Source organism: Marinibium conchae (genome assembly GCF_015595035.1).
Lineage (GTDB): Bacteria > Pseudomonadota > Gammaproteobacteria > Enterobacterales > Alteromonadaceae > Glaciecola.
Genome location: NZ_JADNRN010000003.1, coordinates 510575 through 532848, shown reverse-complemented (window position 1 = coordinate 532848; position 22274 = coordinate 510575). Strand labels below are relative to the sequence as shown.

Here is a 22274-nt window from a genome sequence, read left to right as displayed (position 1 = left end):
GCTCTATCGTATTATTGCTAGCCACTCACGAGTTGATTGCGGCCATTCTCTTTAGCCGTATACAACAATCGATCGGCGCGTTTTATGAGTGCGTCTGTTGCTTCATCTTGTTCCGCTAAAATAAGGCCAAAACTCATCGTTACCTTGATTTCGGCAGACGACAAAACTTTACTCGCGATGGTTTTGCGAATTTTTTGTATCACTTGTGGGCCGTCCGACATATCGCATCGGCGTAAAATGATCGCAAACTCTTCGCCACCCCATCGACAAACAGCGTCACTTTTTCGTAGATTGCCACTGATGATATTCGCGACTTCAATTAACACTTCATCTCCAACATCATGCCCATATTCGTCATTCACTTTCTTAAAGTAATCGATGTCGGCCAAACAAACACAGAAAGGACCACCGCCATTCGACAGTGTGTCGCGGTCGTATTCTAATAGGGTATCGAAGAAACCTCTATTGAACAAACCAGTGAGAGGGTCGAAGTTTGCATGGTTTTGAAGTTGTTTGCGGTCCCGGATTTGTACTGACTTAATAAACATCAGCACCGTCATCAGCGGTATTGCAGAGCATAAGGTTAACAAAACAAAAATGAATTCGCGGTAATTTTCAAAGGCAGTGAACTCTGTGAATTGAGGAACAAAGGCATACAGGGCAGCCATTTCAATTAAGCAGGCATAGCTAACAATACGCGTTATCATTTTGTTTTTGTGATAACTGAAGGCTGCATAGGCAATTGATGCCCACAAAATTAGCTGACCGCCATAAGCTAAGCCGATCACACTAACAACTACGCCCACATGGAACATCATTTCAAACATTCCCACAAAAATAGCGGCACTGAAATGCCCACTATAAGCAAAACGCATTGCTGTTAGCCAAAATATGATGCCAGTGATGCTTAACGACGCGAGAAAGTAGCCGCCTTCAATGACAAAAATTATCAGTAGAATGAGGTTAACCAAAATACCATTCAGGGCAGATACAACAATGCCATAAAAATCGGGGTAGTCTTCCTCACTGATAACGCGAGGCGGTTCGGAAAAGCCCTTAAACATCTCAGGAATCGTGGAACTCAATAGTCTATTCATATTCCACCCTATTTCGACCAGACTGCTTCGCCTTATATAACAGCAAATCTGCAGCTTTGAATAGCTCATCGAGTGCCTCACTTCCATCCGACTCAACTACTCCAAAACTGATCGTGGTATTGATGCCATCGATGTTTTGGTCTGAAATAACCTCTCGAATGGCTTCCAAGACTGGATATGCCATGCTTATATCCGACTCAGGAATGAAGATAAGAAACTCCTCTCCTCCCCATCTACAAATTACATCACTTTGTGCCGATATTTCTCTAAAACAGGCCGCAATTGCAACAAGCACAGCGTCACCCATTTGGTGGCCATGTTGGTCGTTAATTTGTTTGAAGTGATCGATGTCACCCAAAGCAAGGCAAAAACGAGTGCCTTCTCTTCGTATAACGTCTTGTCGATGAGCAATAAAAGTCGTGAAAAAACGACGATTTTTTAAGCCCGTTAAGGTGTCGTGATTCGCTATGTATATCATTTTGTTGCGACGCGCTCTAAAAGCACTTTTGATAGACATGACAGCCGATACCATTATTGCTCCAGTAACCAGAATGAAGATCTCAAGGCTACCAGGAATAAAACCATCTTCCGTCGACACCGGGGCATATAAACTGAGTAAAATAAAACTGATCAGGCAAACCGAAGCAAACACGGTGCCGGCCACCATTCTCGTTCTCGTATTAATCACAAATATACAGGCCAGAGGCCACAGGCCCATCAATACGCCAGATTCAGTGCCATACAAAATAGTTACCAGATTAAGCTGAATCAGCATCACCAGAGAGGTGAGAATAGCAATGCGGTAATAGTCTTTTTTGCGTAGAAAATAGAAGCAATACAGCCAGCACGACAGCGCAACAATGTTGTAATAAATAAGCGGCTCTTGTTCATCGAAGATGAAATATAACAACAGCAGAAAATGAACAACGGTGCCAATAATTGAATACAGTGTTAAACGCTTGTGTTCTCGTAGTTGCGAGCGAACGGTCTGACGCTCAACGTTCATCTGAGTTACCTTGCGTCGTGGTGTCAATGTCGCCACTTCGCAATTGCTTGAGCGATTCCTGTAAAGACTCTAAAAGTAATTTTTGTGCTGCTTTTTCTTCACCCTCGAAGGCTTTCAGTTGTAGCTCAGCTTCTACAATTTGAGCTTCGAGCTCTTGCTCTGCCTTTTCTCTTAATTCGGCCTCCTCAGCTTTGTCAAACAGAAGTTCTTCAGGTGCTTTTTCTACCGCACTTTCGGTGCGCTTCGCCTTTGGTGGTAATACTGCCTGATTATCGGGAAGCTTGCGCTGGTTCATAAAGCTTGGGGAAACAATTTCTATTTTTTCGTCGTGCAAACAATCCAAAATATTAGAAAACAACTTCGAACGAGCAGAAATCATACTTTTCACTTCGGTCAATAAACCCGACACTTGATAGGTAATCGAGAAGTCGCCTAGTTCGAGTATCTGTACAAAGGGATCGCTTAAATTGCTTTCTTCGGCTGCCTTTAACAGCAGGGGCTCGATGCGTTTGTGATGTAAGTCGTAACCAAGTGACAAGCTAGCAGAAATGATAGTACCTGACGAACGTACCACCTGCACTGGATGCGAAATGAGAAAGCTGTTGGTAAGAGCGATTAAGTCACGTTGTTCAGTCTGGATTTCAGTGTCGAACAGGCCTTTTTCACTCACTCTCCCAAAATAGCCATTTACTCTAATGAAATCGCCCGTGCGGAAAGGTTTAGTGAAGCGCAGCACAATACCGGCCATCACATTAGATACGATATTGGTTGAGCTAAATGCAATAACACCTGATACCAGTATACCGATCAGACTGATAACCTGATTTCGGGTGCTGTCGGAAACTGGCAAGGTGAGCGCGATGCCAACAAGAGCACCGATATACAGTACGATTAAAATAAGTCTGCGTGGTAAGGCAGTGTCTTTGTCTACGCCATTCTTGGGTAACAACACACGATGAGCAATAGCCAATACAATAATGCTAATGAGCACTATTAACACAAGTGGGACCAGCGCTTTTCCTAACTCTTGTATGTGCTCCATGTGCCCCTCATTGCTTTATATATTACCTATTCATTGGTCGCGGTTTGTTTCATGTTCGCTCAGCTAAATAAGGGGTCAGTGCATTCTTATAATCGAGTGTTGCACTGAGTTTATTCGCTAGCAGGATCATACCGGTAATTTTTCGATTCACTAATGCTACATCAAAAGCAGGGGTAACTGTTGATATTTTATCGCTTATGAGTGGCATGCTTACTCTTTGAATACGCTTTATCAGCTGCGCCTCTTTCAAACTGTAAGGTGAGCTTTGTAAGCACTCACTGGCTATTAAGCATGCATCGAGTATCACCTTAATGACCGATTCAGGCATGTTGTTATCGATGAGGCCAAGCTCAAATAGAGCGCTTTGCATAGCCTCAATATTTTGCTCTTGCATTGCCTTAGCCATTGCCAAGTATTGTGATGATGTATGCTCTGCTATGTTTCTACAGGCACCAAAATCCAATAATACAATACGTTTTGAGCTTGGCTGATAAAGGTAATTCGCAAAATTTGGATCGCTTTGCATTAGCTTTGTTTCAAACAATTCTATGTAGGTAAGCGCCATTAACTTCGCGCATACATCGTTAGCAAGCTCACTGTTTACTGCGATTTCATTAATGGGTTGACCTTCTACATACTCCATAGACAAAACGGTTTCAGTGCTAAGCTCATCTATTACCTCGGGCACAATAAAGTGCGACTTGCCCGCTAAATTAGACCGATACTGCGTTAAGAAAGCAGCCTCTTGCAAGTAGTCTGCTTCTGTTTTCAACTGTAGTTTTGCTTCTGCGATGAGTGGGTCGATATTGATGTGTTTTGGTAAAGCCCTACTGAGTTTGATTAAGCCCACGACATTATCGATATCGCTGTCGATGCTTTCTTTCACGCCGGGATACTGCACTTTTATCGCTAGTTCTTCACCGCTTTTGAGAGTAGCCCTATGCACTTGGCCAATGCTTGCGGCAGCGATTGGTTCGAAAGAAAAATACGAAAACTGTTGATGCCATTCTGGCCCCCAAGCATCGTTCAAAGCCTGAATAAGTTGCTTTTTCGGCATAGCGTCGGCCTGATGACGAAGTCTTGATAGAATAGCTTCCCACTCGGCGGGAAGTAATTCACCCGCATCCATTGAGAGAAGTTGCCCAAGCTTCATGGCAGCGCCGCGCATTTGTGCGAGCCTTGTGGTTATCGAGTTTGCGTTGTCGGCGTTGAGAAGGGAATCGGACAGTGATAAGCGCTCACCCTTTAAAAGTTGCTTTCCAACACCTTTTATAACATTCCCCGATACGGCAGTGGCAATGCCTGTAAGCTTTGCAAAACGCGCTAGGCGGCTAGACGGTACTCTTTTCTCTACTAGCCTTTTATTCAATGAATGTCTTCCCGCTTATATACTTGTAGTGTGAATCGAGTATTGAGTTTTCATAATAAAGCTTATTCGGGTCTATAGAGCAGCGATACCCACGATAGGAGCAATAACATAGCAGATAACACCGAATACGCTGCCTATGCCAAAACCAATCCAGCCGTTCTTGTCAAAATAGCGCGCTAACACTCCACCAAAAATGCCCGTCCATAGCATCACGCTGTATACCGAGCCAATGATGCCACCGCCTGTTCCGGTAAACAATACGAAAAGAATGAATACACACATCGACGCCGACATTAACACCCAAACAATATTTTTTTTATTCTTGAATTCGTCTAAAGGCCGGTATTGTTGGTCTGACATCTTGGCTTCCTAATGTTGGCTAGTAAATTCAACGCTCAATAGCTCAGTGTTATCGGAAAAAGTAAGTGTTTTGATATCACCTAAGCCCTCTATATTAATCGTGTTAGTTTGTTTATGCCAGATGTCTCTAAGCGCATTATGTTCTATGTACACGCCCTCTAACTCAGTGGGAGCGGGGGTTTCTTGGTAAACCCAAAAGTGTTTACCTTCAAGTTCGCTACCTACTAGTTTCAATGGCAATTGCTTCTTGTTTAAATCAAAAATGGCAAAGCGATCTACAACATAAGTAGTGAAGTTAGCTTGAGTTTGCTCGCTATTATAGATATCGGCACTGCCGCCAAAAATCTCTTTTACTGCATGCTCCGCGTCGTGCAAGTTAAAGCGATGCATCACTTCAATATTGTTAGTTCTCGGATTATACAACACAGTGCTTATTGCCATTTTTTGCTGATGTGCCTCGGCGTTTGCTGTGAAAACAATAGCAGCAAACGCAGTGGCTGTAGACAGCAGTAGCAAGCAAACCGCGATGAAGTTTGCTTGCCTTTTTGTATTATTCGTCGTCATCGTTATCTTTTTTATCAAGCTCTTCGTCCGTTTTTAATTCAGTCTTACTATCTTGCATCAGATCACGGCGAACACCTGTTTTGCTTCTTTCCGACTTATAGGCTTCAATGCGAGATGGGATTATGCGTCGAGGATAATGGTTATTTTCGACGTTAACATCTGCCGTCTCCCAGCGAGGATCGACCGTGACCGATTTCAACACTTGATCTTTTTCCGTCACAATGAGTTTTGAAACCGCTTTTGGTGTTCTTCGCCAGATTTCTGCTGGAATATACATGTTCTCTTTGTTGCCATTTTCAAACTCAAGTTCAAGAATAATTGGCATCACCAAACCACCTTTATTAGAAAAGTCTAATACGTAGTAGTTTTTGTCTTCTTTAACGGCGCGCTCGAATACACGCTTTTCCCAAGGATCTAGATTTTTAAGGAAAGAACGGTAGCTATTTCGCTCTTTGTTGGTGACTGTCCATGGATCATTCTCGTCGTAGAAGTCAGAAATATCATCGTTACGATCAACCCAAAGCTCGATACCTTCAGCTTTATTTCTTTCGTCGGTTATCGACACTGGCTTATCCATTTCGGCCTGACGCTGACGCGCAAAATCGATATCGGGATCTTTAGTATCCAGACGTAACTTGTAAACTGAATCGAGTGAAATATCTACGTGATCTGTGGAATAGAACCAGCCACGCCAAAACCAATCAAGGTCGATGCCTGAAGCTTCTTCCATCGTACGGAAAAAGTCTGCGGGTGTTGGGCGTTTGTATTTCCAGCGCTGCGCGTATTCTTTAAATGCGAAATCAAAAAGTTCTCTACCCATGATGGTTTCACGTAGTATGTTGAGCGCTGCTGCAGGCTTTGTGTAAGCATTTGGACCAAGGCGCAATACGGAATCAGATTGCGTCATAATGGGCACTTGAGTAGACGACTTCATGTAATCTGTAATATCTCGAGGTTCAACACCCCAAGGGATCGTTGGGTCCCACTCACGACCTGCGACACCGTCGAGAAAACTATTTAGTCCTTCATCCATCCAAGTCCATTGACGCTCGTCTGAATTCACGATCATTGGAAAATAAATGTGGCCGATTTCATGGATCACTACGCCAATAAGAAAGCGCTTTTCGGCTAGAGAGTAGGTACGCGAACCGTCATCTTGAAGCTCGGTGCGTGGGCCATTGAAGGTGATCATCGGATATTCCATTCCGCCCACCGGGCCATTCACCGACTGAGCAACGGGATAAGGATAATCAAAGGAGAAACGACCATACACTTCCATTGTATGAATAACCGATTCGGTGCTGTACTTCTTCCATAAGTCACCACCTTCTTTGGGGTAAAACGACATCGCCATTACCAAAGGCTGTTCATCGCCGCCTTGCTGATAACCTTTTGCATCCCACATGAACTTGCGCGAGCTAGCCCAAGCGAAGTCACGTACTTTCTCGGCCTTAAAGCGCCAGGTCTTGGTCTTATTTGTAGCCTCTTTCTCGTTCTCTAGCGCTTCTTCTGCAGTGACAATAAATACTGGACGTTTTGCTGTTTCAGCTTCTTTTAAACGTTTTCTTTGCTGGCTTGTGAGCACGTCTTTGGCATTTGTGAGTGAACCTGTAGACGAAACGATGTGGTCAGCAGGCACGGTAATACTTACGTCGTAATTACCAAACTCAAGGGTAAATTCGCCGCGGCCAATAAATTCTTTATTGGTCCATGCTTCGTAATCGGTGTAGGCGGCTAAACGAGGAAACCATTGTGCGAGCAGAAAAATATCGTTTCCACCTTCTCGCTCATCGTCGGGGAAGTGTTCGTAACCGGCACGAGCAGAAACCGCATCTTCCTCAACAATATTAAAGGCAAAATCAATATTCACTTTGGTTGATTTGCCTGGCGCGAGTGCTTTTGCTAAATCAACACGCATTAAGGTGCCCACCACCACATATTCGAGGGGCCTTCCGCGACTGTCGCTCACTTTTTGTAAATCGTAGCCCAGCTCAGTATCTTCAACAAACTGCTGCCTTCTTAGCGCGCCCAAACTCAAACGTGCAGGAGAGCTTGCTCCCACGCTTTGCGTCGCTGGCCCTCGATTGCCAATGCCACCGAAAGTCGTTGTTAGCGCCGACATAGAGTCTTCTCGAAATTTATTTTGATCGAGTTGTATCCACAGATACTTCAGCGTGTCGGGCGAATTATTTAAATAGGTAATTTCTTGGGTGGCACTCAATCGTCGTTTTTCTTCATCAAGTGTTACCTTGATGACATAATCCACTTGTTGTTGCCAATATTCATGGCCAGGCTCACCAGCTGCATTACGATATACATTAGGTGTTGGTAATACTTCGTCAAGTTGACGGAACTTATCTTCGAAACTTCCTTTAGTTTGTTTTATTGCCGAAGTCGCGCTCGCTGATGTGACGTATAAGGTGCTGGAAATAAGTGACGTGGCAAATACTATTGCTGCCAGATTGGCCTGTTTAAATCTCATTGGTGGTCCCTGTTGTTAGGAGTGGCGATATTGCAGTCGTGCTCATTATTATTGTTCCGACTATGCCATGTTATTGTGCATTGTTAGCGCTCATTATTGTATCGACTTTGGTCTTAAAGAAAAGTGTAACCAAACTATCCCTTATAAATAGTGTGCTTTTTATCTAAGTAAAATACCTAATTTCACTTGTGCCGAAGCCCGATTTTAGTATTCTAAAGGCACATACATATTTTGTAACAAATACCCATTTATGACCCCTTTTTCTTGGCAGCGTGCTGTAATCAAGGTTGGTAGTGCGCTTGTCGCTCCTAATGATGGAGACTGCAGTTCAAAACATCTTCTCGCTATTGCGCGTTTTATTGCCCTTAGTCACTCACTTGGCAAAGAGATTATTCTTGTGTCCTCAGGCAGTGTGGCCGCAGGCCGCAACAGTATTAGTTGTGGGCAAAAACCCAGTGTCTCCGAAAAGCAAGCAATGGCGGCAATAGGGCAAACTAAAATGATGGCGAATTGGTCACGTTTTTTTGAGTTTCCTTGTGCGCAAATCTTACTCACTCACGAAGACTTACAAGATCGACACCGCTACGTGAATGTAAAAAATACTTTACGGGAGCTGCTTAATAACGGGGCACTGCCTATTTTGAACGAAAATGACAGCGTAGCAGTTGATGAAATAAAGGTAGGAGATAACGACAACCTTGGTGCTTATGCTGCCATAGTGGCAGAGGCTGATACTTTAATTATATGTACCGACGTTGATGGCTTGTATGATGCCGACCCTCGTCGTAATCCGAACGCTAAGCTTATAGAAAACATCAGTGCAATTACGCCTAGTATAAAAGCCTTGGCCGGAGGCGCTGGAAGTAGGGCAGGTACTGGCGGCATGATCACAAAATTAGAAGCCGCTGAAAAGTGTATTCAAAGCGGCATTCAAACCTTGTTGGTAAACGGCGAAAAGTCAGAAGTGTTCGACGCCTTAATTGACGGTAAATGTAAAGGCAGTTTGTTTTCTGCTGGAAGCAGTTCAGCCTCGGCAAAAGCGCATTGGTTAGCACATTCTTTAAAATCGAAAGGCCAGATACATATTGACGAGGGTGCCTATCACGCGCTTCAACATTCTGGCGCCTCCTTGTTAGCCGTCGGCATTAAAGCCGTAAGTGGTAATTTCACTAACAACGATGCCACTGATATTTGCTGGAACAAGCAAGTAATAGCAAAAGGTATATGTTTATATTCCAAGCGCGAGTTGGAAAGTATTCAAGGGCTACGCAGTGGTGATATCGAGAACAAACTAGGCTTCTCGTATGGCGACACGGTGGTGCATCGAGATGATCTGGTTTTGATATAGCCTACTGGCAAACTGCAGATTATTGCGACTGACGGTCGAAAAAGTTTGAGTCTACGCGGGTTGTGGTGCATTCTTACTTGTGAATAGTATAATAATAACGGGTTTAAACCCGAAAAAAGTAAAATATGCTTGAATTTGAAACCATGGAAGAGCAACGGTTAATGACCAGCTACAGCGAGCACCAAAAAGTGTTAGCTTTAGCGCTTGCGACTGTTTTTGTTGGCTCAGGACGAGACACCCAACATGGCAACGTGTTGGTCACTGACAAGTGCCCATTTAATAAAGCTTTCATGCTCTATGCAAACGCTTTGCAAGATCCCAACGCTTCCCCACTCGATATTGTAGAGCAAGCAAAAATTACCTTTTTACATGGTAAAAAGAAGTTTGGTCGAGCGCATCGACATAGTTTTATGTTGGAAAATAATTTAGCGCATGCCTATTTGCAGAGCGGTGACTTTAGAGCAGCCTCAGCGCATTACTTAAGCGTGCTTTCCTATCATGAAGAAGTGATGGGCGATGAATCACAAGATTATTTTTTTACCTTACTCGACATCATTCATCTCATCAAAGCATTCAAATTAAATGCCAATAAACAAAACAGCAATACTCCGCCCGTTTTCAGCAGTCTCCCATCACTACTAAACAAACTACTCAGTGTTACTGATGCTTTAGTTATTAGTACTCCAGAAAGTGCATTGCTCTATCGCGAGCAAGCTCTAAAGGCGGCACATTCTCATCCTGGCTTGATGCCACTGACTAGAATTCGCGACCTCGCCTTAGACTATGCCCGCGACACCATCAGAACTTACGGAAAGCTCTCGGAGGCAGCAATAGAAGCGCGATTCTTCCTTGGCAAAATTTATTTTGATATGAAAGCCATTAGAAAAGCGCTTATCGAGTTTGTCGCTGTGCTAGATGCTTTAGATGAAATATTAGCGTTCTCACATCCTTATGCCCTTGCATCGCATGCTCGCTTAGTCAGTTTGTATGAGCGACAAGGAAAATCGAATTTGGCCACTCGCCACTGTCAAGCTGTTGGGAAGCTGCGAGTTTGGGATAACTCCACTAATCAACAAGCCCTGCATGCAAATTTGCCGAATTATGCAAAAGTACTCGGCGGAACTTACAATAAATCAAGCACCTGCGATGGCCTAATTTGTTTGAGTTTTGACATATCAAGTTTAGGTTACACAGAAAATATTTCAGTGATCAGTTCCACCAAGCCAGCCTTAAATGAGCTAGTGATTAACGCATTCTCAACTTGGCGTTTTGCTCCTAAATACGAAAATGGAGCGCCTGTTGTTGCTAGGCAACAACAAATTCAAATTAACATTCCTAATTAATACCAACCTAGTGAGAAAGCATGCCCGAAATTAAAAAGCTATTAGACAACAATATTCGATGGGCAGAGCGAACAAACGATGCTGATCCCGACTTTTTCAATAAATTGTCTAAGCAACAAGCGCCCATGTACTTGTGGATAGGTTGTTCAGATTCTCGTGTGCCAGCTAACCAAATCGTTGACTTGCTGCCAGGTGACATCTTTGTTCATAGAAATGTAGCTAATATGGTCATTCATACCGACTTTAATTGCCTTTCTGTATTGCAGTACGCTATTGACGTATTAAAAGTGAAGCACGTTATTATATGTGGGCACTACGGCTGCGGCGGCGTCGAAGCTGCCATGGGCACCGAGAGTTTGGGCCTGATTGATAATTGGCTGGCTCATATAAAAGATACAGCAGACGAAAACAAAGCATTGCTCGACGGTTTATCAAAAGCCGACCGAGCGGCGAAACTGTGTGAGTTAAATGTGCTGCAGCAAGCCGAAAACGTGAGAAGAACCTCGGTTTATAAAGATGCCATGAAGCGACATCAAGATGTGAAACTCCACAGTTGGATATATAGTCTGCGTAATGGAAAAATCAAAGTTCTTTAGTCTAGGTTTTAAGTAGCACGCTGGTGGCGCTATTCCAAAACATCATAAAATTTAGTATTATTCGGTCCGCTCAATTGGATTTTGAGTGTTATTTTCATAGCAAATCAAGGATGCCTCATGCTGTCAAAGTCATATCAGTGTTTCATTAGCGCTATCTTCGTATCTTTCGTTTTTTCTTCCGTTTCTGGTAATCAAGCTTATGCGCAAACACTGGCATCAGAACTGGCTCAAGTTGAGCAGCCTTTGATACCTGCGTCGGTTTTTGGCGCCTTGCCAGAGTACCAACAGCCATCGCTATCGCCGTCCGGGACTAAAGTCGCTTTCATAAAAAACGTGACGACTCCTGAACATCGCGCTCTCCTTGCTACCTTCGATTTTAAAACAGGTAAACAAACTGTTTTGTTTGCATCAAATAATGAAACCGTGCGCTTTCGTTGGTTCAGATGGGCGAATGAAGATACATTGTTAGTAAGTGTGCGCTTCTTAACTCGAAGTGGTTCATCTCGCTATACCAGCACTCGCATGATGTCACTAAAGTTCGATCAAGCTAACCAAGACCCAAATTGGTTATTACAACCCAAACGCAGAACAAACTCCGACCCTCTTCAAAATAGAGAAAGTCAGTTTGCTGATAGAATCATTGACATGTTGCGCAGTGACCCCGAGCATGTATTAGTCGCGCTCGACAGAGACGTACAAAATATGCCGTCGGTATTTAAGGTAAATATCAGTACAGGGAAAACAAAGCGCATCGAGATGGCTAAACATGATATTCGTGATTGGACAACTGATCGACAAGGTGTGTTGCGAGTGGGCGAAGCTTTCGATTATGAAACCGGTACATCTGATGTTTATGTGCGTAAAAATGACGAAGACAGTTGGCGAAAGATTTATACATTCAATGCTTTTGAAGATGCATCAAACGCTGTTTATGTCAGTGGCTTCGGACTTGATCCTAATATCTTATACATACGCAAGTACAAAGGTTACCACCTTGCGCTATATAAAGTTAACTTAAGCACGATGGAAGAAACCTTGGTATTCAGTGATGACACCTACGATGTGGATGGTGCCCTCGCTTACTCTGTTTTGTCGAATGACGTGATTGGGGTATTTCACCGAGCGGCAAAACATGGTGTGCACTATTTCGACAAAAAGCACTACGCATTGCACGATGCCTTGGCGTCGGCTTTACCAAGCTTGAACAGCAGTTTGTATGATCTAAGTGTCGATGAGCGAAAATATTTGATGTACGCTGAATCGGACTCAACCCCAGGGCAATATTATATAGGCGATCGCGACAAAGGTAGTTTGAATTATCTCTTTGGCGCTTATTCAAAGATTACGCCGAACTCACTGCCAGGCAGTAAAAGAATCGAATACAAATCGCGAGATGGCTTGGATATTGAAGCCTACATTACCCTCCCAAAAACTGGCAAAGCGCCTTATCCATTGATTGTGCATCCGCATGGCGGTCCTTCAGGTAGAGTCACCGACGGTTTCGATTATTGGACTTCCTTCTTTGCTAGCCGAGGCTACGCCGTCATACGTCCAAATTTCAGGGGTTCTAGTGGTTTTGGTGTTGATTTCTCTGAAGCACAAATGGGCGCGTGGGGCTTGCAAATGCAAGATGATATCACTGATGCGACCCAATGGATGATAAAGCAAGGTTACGCAAATAAAGACAAGATGTGCATTGTTGGCGCCAGTTATGGTGGCTACGCAGCAACAATGGCAAGCACCAAAACACCTGAACTATTTAAATGTGTAGTTAGCTTTGCCGGCGTTACCGATCTTGTCAAGTTGACCCGCCGCATGCGAAACGATTTTGCAGGTGGTGACTTAATCGGGAAGGAACAAATAGGCAGTTCAACATCCGATTTGAAAGCGCGCTCGCCTTTGCACAATGCTGAAAAGATTATCGCTGATACCTTGATCGTGCACGGAGAATACGACGATGTAGTAAATATTGAGCAGTCTAGAAATTACGTCCGTGGTTTAAAGTCTATTGATAAGTCGGTGACCTATTTGGAACTTGAAGATGGCGACCATTACTTGCTTAATGCAAAAAATAGAATTGCTTTCTTTGAAGCAATGGACGCGTTTTTAGCAAAGCACTTGAAATAAATAACGCTTTAATAGAGAAGATAAATACGGGTGAGAGGGATAAATGAAGCAACTTAATATTAAAGCTATGGTGGTGCCGGCGAGAGCACTCCTTTTCACTCTGTTCTTTTATAGTGTCGCAGCTTATTCACAACAATCTGATGGCGAGAGTGCGTCACATAGCACAGAGCAGCAAAGTGCTGGTACTACCTCTAAAATACAATTGCCTGCATCAGCCTTTGCTTCCTTACCCGAATATGAAAGCGTGTCCCTATCGCCATCAGGCAGAAAAGTTGCTTTTGTTCGCAACATCAGCGAGCCAGAACACCTAGCCTTATTAAGCACTTTTGATCTCGATACAGGTAAGCGCTTCTTATTGGTAAAGTCGGATAACGATGAGGTAAAGCTAAATTGGTTTCGCTGGGCCAATGACGAAACCTTAGTGATAAGCGCCAAGTTCGGTTCTAGAGAACGCGGAACACGATATTATCAAACTCGCCTAATGGCTATGCGTTACGACGACCAAGGGGTAAAGCCCAAAGTACTGATTAAGCCAAGAAGAGCTAGTTTTGGTTCAAGTGCGGGCGGTAATCACATGTCGCAATTTCAAGACAACGTTATTGACTATTTACCGGATGATCCCGGCCATATTATGGTTGCGGTAGACTTTGATGTTCCAAATATGCCTTCGGTATACAAAATTGCGCTAAAAAATGGCAAAAAGTCTCGTATTGAAAAGGGCAAGCGCCAAATTCGTAGCTGGATTACCGACCAACAAAGCCGCCTGCGTATTGGTGTGGCTTATGATTATGATGACGGCGATGTAAGCATATATGAGAGAAAGGACAACGATGCCAAATTCAGAACATTGTTTAAATATAATTCACTGAAGGATGACGGCCCTACAATATTAGGCTTCGATCTTGACCCTAACGTTTTATACCTCCGAAAATATAAGGGCGACAAGTTAGCTTTATATAGCATGGATCTGACTAGCTTAGAGCAAACTTTGGTGTTTGCCGATGACAATTATGATGTCGATGGAAGACTAATATATTCTTCAAAAACACGCGAGGTGATTGGCGTCGGTCATGCTCACGCTCAGTGGGGTATTCATTACTTCAAGAATGGTAGAGAGAGCTTTCATAAAGGGTTGGATGCAGCCCTTCCAGAAACCTCAAACTTCTTTCAAAGTTTTAGTGAAGACGAAAATCGCTATATTCTCTACGCCGAGAGCGATAATGTGCCTGGTATTTTCTTACTCGGCGACCGAAAAAACCAATCGCTACAAGGGATATTTGAAACCTATCCGCAGCTAAATGAAATCACTATTGCCAATAATAAAAAGGTGTCATACCAGACCAGAGATGGCTTGGAGATAGAAGGTTATTTAACCCTACCTACCTCTGGCGAGGCACCGTTTCCAACAGTCATTCATCCTCATGGCGGCCCCGGTGCTCGCGACTATTCAGGTTTCGATTTCTGGACGGCGTTTATGAGTCATCGTGGCTATGCTGTATTTCGACCTAACTTCCGCGGATCTTCGGGTTATGGGCGAGAGTTCTCAGAAGCACAAATGCGCCGGTGGGGTTTGGAGATGCAGGATGATCTTACCGACGCCACAAAATGGCTGATCGCACAAGGTACTGCCGATCCAAGTAAAATATGTATCGTTGGCGCCAGCTACGGTGGCTATGCTGCTACTATGGCCACAGTAAAAACCCCCGATTTATTTAAGTGTGCCGTCAGCTTCGCTGGTGTAAGCCATTTGCCAAAGCTGGCCTACCGACAAAAGCAATTTTTAGGTGGTGATTTGGTAGTAGAAAATCAAATTGGTGATGATAAAGACGATATGCGCGCTCGCTCACCTTACTACAATGTGGAAAAGGTAAAAGTGCCGACGTTGTTAGTGCATGGCAAAGAAGATCGCGTAGTACACGTTGAGCAATCTCGATTGTATGCTGATGAACTGGAAGACCATAATAAAGCTGTCACTTATATCGAATTCGAAAATGGCGACCATCACCTCACCTTGGGCGAAAACAGAAAACGCTTTTTTGAGGAAATGGATACGTTTTTGGCAGACCACCTAAAATAGTAAGTCGCCGCCAGCCTTACAATTCGACAGCCCTTTCGAGGGCACGAGCCTCGTAACGAATATTAAGTTCATGACTTTAGTCTTGAATTATGGAACAATCTCGCGCCCAAAACGCAAGGCTCGGATACTACAAACTATGACAACTTCTGCAGAGAGCTCTGCACCTCAAACACAGGCTAAACCCCAACTTCCGCTATTTGAATTTATCGCTTTGATGGCGCTTCTCACCTCTTTAGTCGCGTTAAGCATCGATGCGATGTTGCCCGCATTAAATATCATCGGTGAAGAACTGAATAGTCAAAGTAGTCAACAAACCTATCTTGTTATCTCCCTGTTTTTTGCGGGTATGGCGGCTGGGCAGTTATTTTTTGGGCCCTTTGCAGACGCAAGAGGGCGTCGACTCACTATTCTTGTGGGTCTTATAATCTTTATTGTAGGCACTATTATTTGCTACTTTGCGAAGTCTATTGAGGTCTTACTGGTAGGCAGAGTGGTACAAGCTTTTGGGGTATCGGGGCCTAGAATAGCGTCAATGGCTGTTATTCGCGACCAATATGCGGGTGATGCAATGGCGCGTGTTATGTCTTTTATTACCGTGATATTTATTTTGGTACCAATGGTTGCGCCGCTTGTCGGGCAGGCTGTGATGGAACACTTTCACTGGCGTGAAATTTTTACCGTGTTTTGGATTGTGGCGGTTATTTCAGGTCTGTGGTTCTTCATTCGACATGGTGAAACGCTGCCAAGGGCAAGACGCCAGCGCTTTGCCTTTCACCACTTCTTTCGCTCGTGCTTATGGCTAATTAAACAACCACAAGTGATGGGTTATTCACTCGCTATGGGCTTTATTTTTGGCTCATTTTTGGCGTATTTGAGTGCTTCGCAAACCATATTTCAAGAAATTTACGACACAGGTAAGTGGTTTCCGCTGGTTTTCGCCACCTTAGCATTTTCGATAGGCCTTGCTAGCTTGTTTAACGGCATGATGGTAATGCGCTGGGGCATGCAAGCTATATGCGATAAAGCGGTCTTTTTCTCGATGGTTTTTGGTATTGGCCTTACTGCTGTTACCTTATATTTTGAGGGTGTTCCACCGCTCTGGTTGTTCATCAGTATGATGTTTTTTGGCTTCTTTTTTATCGGTATGCTCTTTGGAAATTTGAATGCAATGGCGATGTTACCTGTCGGTCATATTGCTGGTTTAGGTGCCGCATTCATCGGTTGTTTTACGAGTTTAATTGCAGTGCCGATTGCGATGTTCATTAATCAATACTTAACCAGCGATCTAGTACCAATTGCACTCGGATTTCTGGTATTTTCAGTGTTGTCATTTTTTGCAGTGCAGTTTGCTAAGAAGAGCTTGCCAAAGTAGTAGAAAATAAAAAGCCCGACCAAAATGGCCGGGCAAAAGGAGCTAATTAAAGCACCTAACGACAGAAAAGTGTCGAAACTAATATCAGTGTTAAAGTATAAACAAGAGGGCGATGGTTTCAGCAATACGGGATTAAGATATTGCCGCAAGCATCGCTAGTTTGTTTAAACTGCCTCTACAATGGCCTTCATGTCGGTCATGTAGCCGCGAAGTACATCGCCGATACTTTCCACGCCATGAGAACGAATTGCTTTGTTCACTTCAACTAGTTTCATATTGTCCACGCCCATGGACTGATTTGCTAAGCCACCACCAATATGCTCGGCTGTGATCTTAGGCATAATGCTCTGTTGTAACAGTGGCACAGCTGCATTAGCGAATAAGTAGTTACCGTATTCAGCTGTATCAGATATTACAACGTTCATTTCATACAAACGCTTTCTTGCGATTGTGTTTGAGATAAGAGGTGTTTCATGCAGCGACTCGTAATATGCAGATTCAGGTAGTATCCCTGCCTCAACCATAACGTCAAAGGCTAACTCAACACCGGCTTTGATCATCGCGACAAGTAAGATGCCTTTATCGAAAAACTCTTGGTCAGAGATTTTGCCGCTAAATTCTGGGGCATTCTCAAATGCACTCTTTCCGGTTTCTTCGCGCCATGTAAGCAGGTTTACGTCGTCGTTCGCCCAATCTTCCATCATGGTTTTACTAAACTCACCACCGATAATGTCGTCTTGATGTTTCTCAAATAAGGGTCGAAGAACAACTTTCATTTCTTCAGATAGATCATGAGCAACAATCTTGGCAGGGTTGCTGAGCCTATCCATCATATTGGTTACGCCGCCTATTTTTAAGGCTTCGGTAATGGCTTCTAAACCATATTGAACAAGTGCGCCAGCATAGGCTGCATCAACACCATCGGCGACCATTTTATCAAAGGCTAAAATAGCACCAGCTTGTTGCATACCGCATAGAATCGTTTGCTCGCCCATTAGGTCAGATTTTACTTCAGCTACAAATGAGCTTTCCAATACTCCTGCGCGGTCACCGCCAGTGGCGCTTGCAAGTGCTTTAGCAATGTCCCAGCCTTTTGCTTGAGGATCGTTTTCTGGATGCACGGCAATGAGTGTAGGTACACCAAAGCCACGCTTATATTCTTCTCGTACCTCAGTACCAGGACACTTCGGTGCGCACATTACTACAGTGATGTCAGAACGTATTTGCTGACCTTCCTCGACAATATTGAAACCGTGAGAGTAGCCAAGTGTTGCGCCTTCTTTCATCAAAGGCATAACCGCTTCTACCACGCTTGAGTGCTGCTTGTCGGGAGTGAGGTTGTATACTAAATCTGCTTCAGGAATAAGATCTTGATAAGTGCCTACTGTGAAGCCATTTGACGAAGCACGTTGATATGATTCTCGTTTTTCATCAATAGCAGCTTGACGAAGTGCGTAACTCACATCCAAGCCAGAATCGCGCATGTTCAAGCCTTGGTTGAGGCCTTGAGCGCCACACCCTACTATGACAATACGTTGCCCTTTAAGTGCGTCGCAACCTGTTGCGAATTCTTCTCTTTGCATGAAACGACACCGACCTAACTGGTCGAGTTGTTTACGCAATGGCAATGTGTTGAAGTAGTTAGTCATTTAAGTTTCCAAATTTGTTTTGAATCTGCTTTTAAGCATCTGCGCTACTGAAAATTGATAACGGTGCAGCGCTAATTGTTTGTGTGTCCGTGACGACATGGATGCATCTTATGTAATGCAGCTTATTTTATAAAGTGATATATTTGAAATGTAATGTTTCATATTATGAAATAAATATTATTCTTGTTGTATTTGGCAAGTCTCAACTAAGCTCAAAAGCGAGGTAAAAGTGGATCTCCGTTCCTTACAACTATTCAGACACTTAGCTAAAAGCCTGCATTTCGGTAAAACGGCAGAAGCAATGTTCGTATCACCGCCTACACTCTCTCGGGCCATAACGCGTTTGGAGGAGGAATGCGGAACCGTATTGTTCGTTCGTAACAATCGAAGCGTTAAATTAACCGTTGCAGGTGAAGTATTTTCAGAGTTCGCAGAAACTACACTTGAATCTTGGCATCAAGTAAGAAGTCAGATAGGCCACCAACAAACACAGCTTAGTGGTTTGCTATCTTTCTATTGTTCAGTAACAGCAAGTCATAGTCATTTGCCAAAATTACTCGATAAACTAAATGCGAGTTACCCGCAAATCGAATTAAAACTCGACACTGGTGATCACGCATTAGCACTAGATAAAGTGCAGCAACAGCAAGTCGATATTGCCATCGCAATTCATACTCCTGACTTTCCAGCTCATGTGGGTTTTCAAAAAATTGATACTGTGCCGCTTGTGCTCATTGTACCTAAATCTACTCATATCACTACGCTGGAGGATATTACGTGGCCTGAGCATAAGGTGGTTATGCCTGGTTCCGGGCCATCAAAACGGATTATTCATCATTGGTTTGCAGAGCAAGGTGTGAAACCAAAAGTTTATGCAAACGTAGCGGGTAACGAAGCTATCGTAAGCATGGTTGCGCTCGGTTTAGGTGTTGGCTTTGTTCCGAAAATAGTCCTTGATAGCTCAGTTGCAAAGACCAAAGTAAACAGTATCGAAGTAGCGAACATTGAGCCATACTCCCTCGGACTATGTTATTTGCGTGATAGAGCTAACGAAGCGTTGATGCGAGCAGTGCTAACGCTGTTTCGCACAGCTAGTTGAGTCGAAGTATTTTAACAAAAAGTAAAGCATACTTGACATGATGAATTTGAAAAGCTATCTTGTCATTAAGTAAAGGACGCTTTACTTTGGTGGTTGCCGCTCTGGTACTTTTCGATTGGATACTATGTTATGTGAGGTATCACTATGAAAGTAAGGAGCTGAGCAACCTTCTGTCTACACGGTGGGAATTCCTACCGCAAAGAAAAGTGAAGAATACAATGAAAACAAACGACCACGATGAAAACTTCAGTTCACGCACCGCGCGCAATACAAAGCATCTCGCGTTTTGGACTGGCCTTTGGCTATTGAGCTTAGCGCTAGTATCTTTCGGCCCAACGCTGCTATGGGACTATCACAAAGTCATTACGATTTGCACAGTAGTTACTAATGTAGTGATGGGTTACAAAATGATCATGGCTAACAAGCAACATTTGCAAGGGCTTGACGAACTACAACAACGCATCCAACTTGAAGCAATGGCAACATCCTTAGGCGTTAGTATGGTGTTTGGCGCATTATTCGGTTTAATTGAGGCGATTAAGCTGGTGAGTTTTACACCCAATCCATCCAGCATACTATTCGTAATGGGTATTACATACTTCATTACCATACTTGTAAGGTCAAGGACCTACTCATGAAGAATCGTTTTAAGGTATTGCGAGCTGAACGTGATTGGACCCAGGCTGACCTCGCTAAAGCACTAAACGTATCGAGACAAACTATCATTGCCATTGAGAAAGGAAAGTATGATCCCAGTTTGTCGTTGGCATTCAAAGCGGCAAGGTTATTCAGCCTCCGCATTGAGGATATCTTTGACGATGAGTAAGTTTATTCAACTAACTCATTGAGCATTCGGTCGAAGCTGCGAAAACTCAGAGCTTCGGCCAAATGTTGCTTATTCACTCGTTCAGCGCCGTCTAAATCTGCAATAGTGCGAGCGACTCTCATTGTGCGGTGGTAAGCTCGCATCGATAAATTCATGCTTTCCATTGCTTTCGCAAGAAAGATACTCTCGAATTCACTCATGGGGCAATAGCGCTCAATTTCATGCCCATTTAAATGCTTGTTAAGACGACCTTGACGCTTAATTTGTGCAGCTTGCGCTTTGACCACTTTGGCTTTGATAAATGCGCTAGTGTTTTCTTCTTGATTGTTAGACGCTGGCACATGTTCCTCAACTGTCGATGTTGACGGCGCGCTACGTAGAGTTTTGCTTAAATCAACCTTTGGTACGTTCACTTGTAAATCAATTCGATCGAGAAAAGGCCCTGAAATTCTATTTAGATAACGAATTACCTGATCGGGTGTTGCTCGGTTATCGTCTATGTCGCCTGTAGGACTCGGGTTCATCGCGGCAACAAGCTGAAACTCTGCCGGATATACTACTTTTTGCGCTGCCCGAGAAATGTTTATTTCCCCAGTTTCCATAGGTTCGCGCAGCACATCTAAGATATGCCGGCCAAACTCAGGCAGTTCGTCTAAGAACAATACACCATTATGTGCTAAGGATATTTCTCCTGGTTTCGGGTAGCTACCACCGCCCACCAATGCGGTCGCTGAGCTAGTGTGATGAGGCTGCCGAAAAGCTCTACGCCTCCAAGTATAGGGGCAAATAGCTTCTCCCGATATTGAACGAATAGCCGCCGACGCAAGTGCGGACTCTTCGTCTAATTCAGGCATTATGCTAAGTAGCCTATTGGCAAGCATACTTTTACCGGTGCCAGCGGGGCCAAAAAAGAGGACATTATGGCCTCCGGCAGCTGCTATTTCTAAGGCACGTTTTGCATGTTGTTGGTCAACAATATCCGACATGTCACCCTCTGCGCTACGCATACCTAACTGGCTCATCTGAACTGCATCTGAGCTCTCACCATCAGCACTTTTAGTTGTAGACTTGTTAATACTGTGCGGCGGGAGTGCCTTTTTTCCCACTAAATGAAGATATACGTCGGTGAGCGTTGAAGCCGCAATAATTTGAGCTTTGCTTACCAGGCTAGCTTCATTACCATTGTCGAAGGGAAGAATGAGTTGCCTACTCGATTTGGAAGCCGCAAACGCCATGGGTAGCGCGCCTTGAATAGAGCGAAGCTTGCCAGAAAGTGCAAGTTCGCCAATAAATTCAAAACGGCTTAGGTCAACATGTTTTAGCTGTTCGCTAGCGGCGATGATACCAATGGCTATCGCTAGATCGAAACGACTCCCTCCTTTTGGCAAATCTGCTGGCGCCATGTTCACCGTTATCCGTTGTGCTGGGAATTCAAAATCAGCATTTATTAGTGCGCTGCGCACTCTATCTCGCGATTCCTTCACTGTGGTTTCCGGTAAGCCAACCAAATTAAATGCGGGTAAACCATTCGAAAGGTGCACTTCGATAGTTACCAATGGCGCATCGACGCCAAGGTTAGCGCGGGTGTAAACAACAGATAAAGACATTAACTATTCCATTAGTTAGTTTCAAAGAGCTTTATTCTATTTGTGTTTGTGCCTGTAAAATAGCTGGCCTGAAGCTTAGTTTTTACACAAGTCTTAGAGTGGGTAAAAGAACATGATGACGCTTTAGTCCTTGCCAAGGCATGTAAAATAAGGCAATCTGCACTAGTGACGACAATTTGAATCAATTTTTAAGCATCTTCGTGGTGGCAGTACTTTCGGCATTATTTTATTAATAGCAAAAGTACGTGCTGCAATAACGAGGGAGCATCGTATCTACGAAACCCTCCATTGCGAGGGTTTTTGCGTTTTA

At 43.8% G+C, this 22274-nt stretch carries 18 protein-coding genes; 9 read left to right on the top strand and 9 right to left on the bottom strand.

Annotated features, from left to right (window positions below):
- Nucleotides 1–17: 17 nt before the first annotated feature.
- From ISG33_RS13795 to ISG33_RS13765, 7 genes are all read right to left on the bottom strand, one after another.
- Nucleotides 18–1097: a GGDEF domain-containing protein gene (locus ISG33_RS13795; protein ID WP_195734186.1), complete on the bottom strand. Its 1080-nt coding sequence runs from the start codon at nt 1095–1097 to the stop codon at nt 18–20.
- Nucleotides 1090–2103, bottom strand: coding sequence for a GGDEF domain-containing protein (locus tag ISG33_RS13790; protein ID WP_195734185.1), 1014 nt, complete (start codon nt 2101–2103; stop codon nt 1090–1092). Before ISG33_RS13790 ends, ISG33_RS13795 begins: the two co-directional genes overlap by 8 nt.
- Nucleotides 2093–3145, bottom strand: coding sequence for a mechanosensitive ion channel family protein (locus tag ISG33_RS13785; protein WP_195734184.1), 1053 nt, complete (start codon nt 3143–3145; stop codon nt 2093–2095). The genes ISG33_RS13790 and ISG33_RS13785 overlap by 11 nt, the downstream gene beginning before the upstream one ends.
- A 49-nt stretch (nt 3146–3194) precedes the next feature.
- Nucleotides 3195–4514 (bottom strand): ABC1 kinase family protein, encoded by a 1320-nt coding sequence (locus ISG33_RS13780; RefSeq protein WP_195734183.1) that lies wholly within the window; start codon nt 4512–4514, stop codon nt 3195–3197.
- 72 nt (nt 4515–4586) lie between these two features.
- Nucleotides 4587–4874 (bottom strand): hypothetical protein, encoded by a 288-nt coding sequence (locus ISG33_RS13775; RefSeq protein ID WP_195734182.1) that lies wholly within the window; start codon nt 4872–4874, stop codon nt 4587–4589.
- A gap of 9 nt (nt 4875–4883) precedes the next feature.
- Nucleotides 4884–5438, bottom strand: a complete 555-nt coding sequence (locus ISG33_RS13770; RefSeq protein WP_229333600.1) for a DUF6702 family protein — start codon at nt 5436–5438, stop codon at nt 4884–4886.
- Complete coding sequence (locus ISG33_RS13765) at nt 5425–7920, bottom strand: M1 family metallopeptidase (protein WP_195734181.1); 2496 nt, start codon at nt 7918–7920, stop codon at nt 5425–5427. The genes ISG33_RS13770 and ISG33_RS13765 overlap by 14 nt, the downstream gene beginning before the upstream one ends.
- Nucleotides 7921–8170: 250 nt before the next feature.
- On the opposite strand from ISG33_RS13765, the gene proB reads away from it, so the two are divergent.
- The 6 genes from proB (at nt 8171) to ISG33_RS13735 (ending at nt 16783) form a co-directional block, all read left to right on the top strand.
- The gene (proB, locus tag ISG33_RS13760; RefSeq protein WP_195734180.1) at nt 8171–9268 is read left to right on the top strand and encodes a glutamate 5-kinase; all 1098 of its coding nucleotides are present in this window, start codon (nt 8171–8173) and stop codon (nt 9266–9268) included.
- Nucleotides 9269–9393: 125 nt separating this feature from the next.
- Nucleotides 9394–10611, top strand: a complete 1218-nt coding sequence (locus ISG33_RS13755) for an energy transducer TonB (RefSeq protein ID WP_195734179.1) — start codon at nt 9394–9396, stop codon at nt 10609–10611.
- A gap of 20 nt (nt 10612–10631) precedes the next feature.
- Nucleotides 10632–11207 (top strand): carbonate dehydratase, encoded by a 576-nt coding sequence (gene can / locus ISG33_RS13750; RefSeq protein WP_195734178.1) that lies wholly within the window; start codon nt 10632–10634, stop codon nt 11205–11207.
- 117 nt (nt 11208–11324) lie between these two features.
- Nucleotides 11325–13334, top strand: a complete 2010-nt coding sequence (locus tag ISG33_RS13745) for an alpha/beta hydrolase family protein (RefSeq protein ID WP_195734177.1) — start codon at nt 11325–11327, stop codon at nt 13332–13334.
- Nucleotides 13335–13377: 43 nt separating this feature from the next.
- Complete coding sequence (locus ISG33_RS13740) at nt 13378–15411, top strand: alpha/beta hydrolase family protein (RefSeq protein WP_229333599.1); 2034 nt, start codon at nt 13378–13380, stop codon at nt 15409–15411.
- A 136-nt stretch (nt 15412–15547) separates the two neighbouring features.
- Nucleotides 15548–16783 (top strand): multidrug effflux MFS transporter, encoded by a 1236-nt coding sequence (locus ISG33_RS13735; RefSeq protein WP_195734176.1) that lies wholly within the window; start codon nt 15548–15550, stop codon nt 16781–16783.
- A 164-nt stretch (nt 16784–16947) separates the two neighbouring features.
- On the opposite strand, the gene ilvC is transcribed toward ISG33_RS13735, so the two are convergent.
- Entirely contained in the window at nt 16948–18432 is a 1485-nt protein-coding gene (gene ilvC / locus ISG33_RS13730) for a ketol-acid reductoisomerase (RefSeq protein WP_195734175.1), read from the bottom strand.
- A 229-nt stretch (nt 18433–18661) separates the two neighbouring features.
- Between ilvC and ilvY the strand changes: the two genes are divergently transcribed.
- The 3 genes from ilvY (at nt 18662) to ISG33_RS13715 (ending at nt 20357) form a co-directional block, all read left to right on the top strand.
- Nucleotides 18662–19531 (top strand): HTH-type transcriptional activator IlvY, encoded by an 870-nt coding sequence (ilvY, locus tag ISG33_RS13725; protein WP_195734174.1) that lies wholly within the window; start codon nt 18662–18664, stop codon nt 19529–19531.
- Nucleotides 19532–19749: 218 nt separating this feature from the next.
- Entirely contained in the window at nt 19750–20169 is a 420-nt protein-coding gene (locus ISG33_RS13720) for a hypothetical protein (protein ID WP_195734173.1), read from the top strand.
- The gene (locus ISG33_RS13715) at nt 20166–20357 is read left to right on the top strand and encodes a helix-turn-helix transcriptional regulator (RefSeq protein ID WP_195734172.1); all 192 of its coding nucleotides are present in this window, start codon (nt 20166–20168) and stop codon (nt 20355–20357) included. Before ISG33_RS13720 ends, ISG33_RS13715 begins: the two co-directional genes overlap by 4 nt.
- Nucleotides 20358–20359: 2 nt before the next feature.
- Here the strand turns inward: ISG33_RS13715 and ISG33_RS13710 are convergent, their stop codons facing one another.
- Nucleotides 20360–21964 (bottom strand): YifB family Mg chelatase-like AAA ATPase, encoded by a 1605-nt coding sequence (locus ISG33_RS13710; protein WP_195734171.1) that lies wholly within the window; start codon nt 21962–21964, stop codon nt 20360–20362.
- Nucleotides 21965–22274 lie beyond the last annotated feature (310 nt).

Excerpts from the sequence above, each read along its gene's own strand:
- ISG33_RS13795 (WP_195734186.1), bottom strand. The coding sequence starts at position 1,097 with ATGAATAGACTATTGAGTTCCACGATTCCTGAGATGTTTAAGGGCTTT.
- ISG33_RS13790 (WP_195734185.1), bottom strand. The coding sequence starts at position 2,103 with ATGAACGTTGAGCGTCAGACCGTTCGCTCGCAACTACGAGAACACAAG.
- ISG33_RS13785 (WP_195734184.1), bottom strand. The coding sequence starts at position 3,145 with ATGGAGCACATACAAGAGTTAGGAAAAGCGCTGGTCCCACTTGTGTTA.
- ISG33_RS13775 (WP_195734182.1), bottom strand. The coding sequence starts at position 4,874 with ATGTCAGACCAACAATACCGGCCTTTAGACGAATTCAAGAATAAAAAA.
- ISG33_RS13770 (WP_229333600.1), bottom strand. The coding sequence starts at position 5,438 with ATGACGACGAATAATACAAAAAGGCAAGCAAACTTCATCGCGGTTTGC.
- ISG33_RS13765 (WP_195734181.1), bottom strand. The coding sequence starts at position 7,920 with ATGAGATTTAAACAGGCCAATCTGGCAGCAATAGTATTTGCCACGTCA.
- proB (WP_195734180.1), top strand. The coding sequence starts at position 8,171 with ATGACCCCTTTTTCTTGGCAGCGTGCTGTAATCAAGGTTGGTAGTGCG.
- ISG33_RS13755 (WP_195734179.1), top strand. The coding sequence starts at position 9,394 with ATGCTTGAATTTGAAACCATGGAAGAGCAACGGTTAATGACCAGCTAC.
- can (WP_195734178.1), top strand. The coding sequence starts at position 10,632 with ATGCCCGAAATTAAAAAGCTATTAGACAACAATATTCGATGGGCAGAG.
- ISG33_RS13745 (WP_195734177.1), top strand. The coding sequence starts at position 11,325 with ATGCTGTCAAAGTCATATCAGTGTTTCATTAGCGCTATCTTCGTATCT.
- ISG33_RS13740 (WP_229333599.1), top strand. The coding sequence starts at position 13,378 with ATGAAGCAACTTAATATTAAAGCTATGGTGGTGCCGGCGAGAGCACTC.
- ISG33_RS13735 (WP_195734176.1), top strand. The coding sequence starts at position 15,548 with ATGACAACTTCTGCAGAGAGCTCTGCACCTCAAACACAGGCTAAACCC.
- ilvC (WP_195734175.1), bottom strand. The coding sequence starts at position 18,432 with ATGACTAACTACTTCAACACATTGCCATTGCGTAAACAACTCGACCAG.
- ISG33_RS13720 (WP_195734173.1), top strand. The coding sequence starts at position 19,750 with ATGAAAACAAACGACCACGATGAAAACTTCAGTTCACGCACCGCGCGC.
- ISG33_RS13715 (WP_195734172.1), top strand. The coding sequence starts at position 20,166 with ATGAAGAATCGTTTTAAGGTATTGCGAGCTGAACGTGATTGGACCCAG.
- ISG33_RS13710 (WP_195734171.1), bottom strand. The coding sequence starts at position 21,964 with ATGTCTTTATCTGTTGTTTACACCCGCGCTAACCTTGGCGTCGATGCG.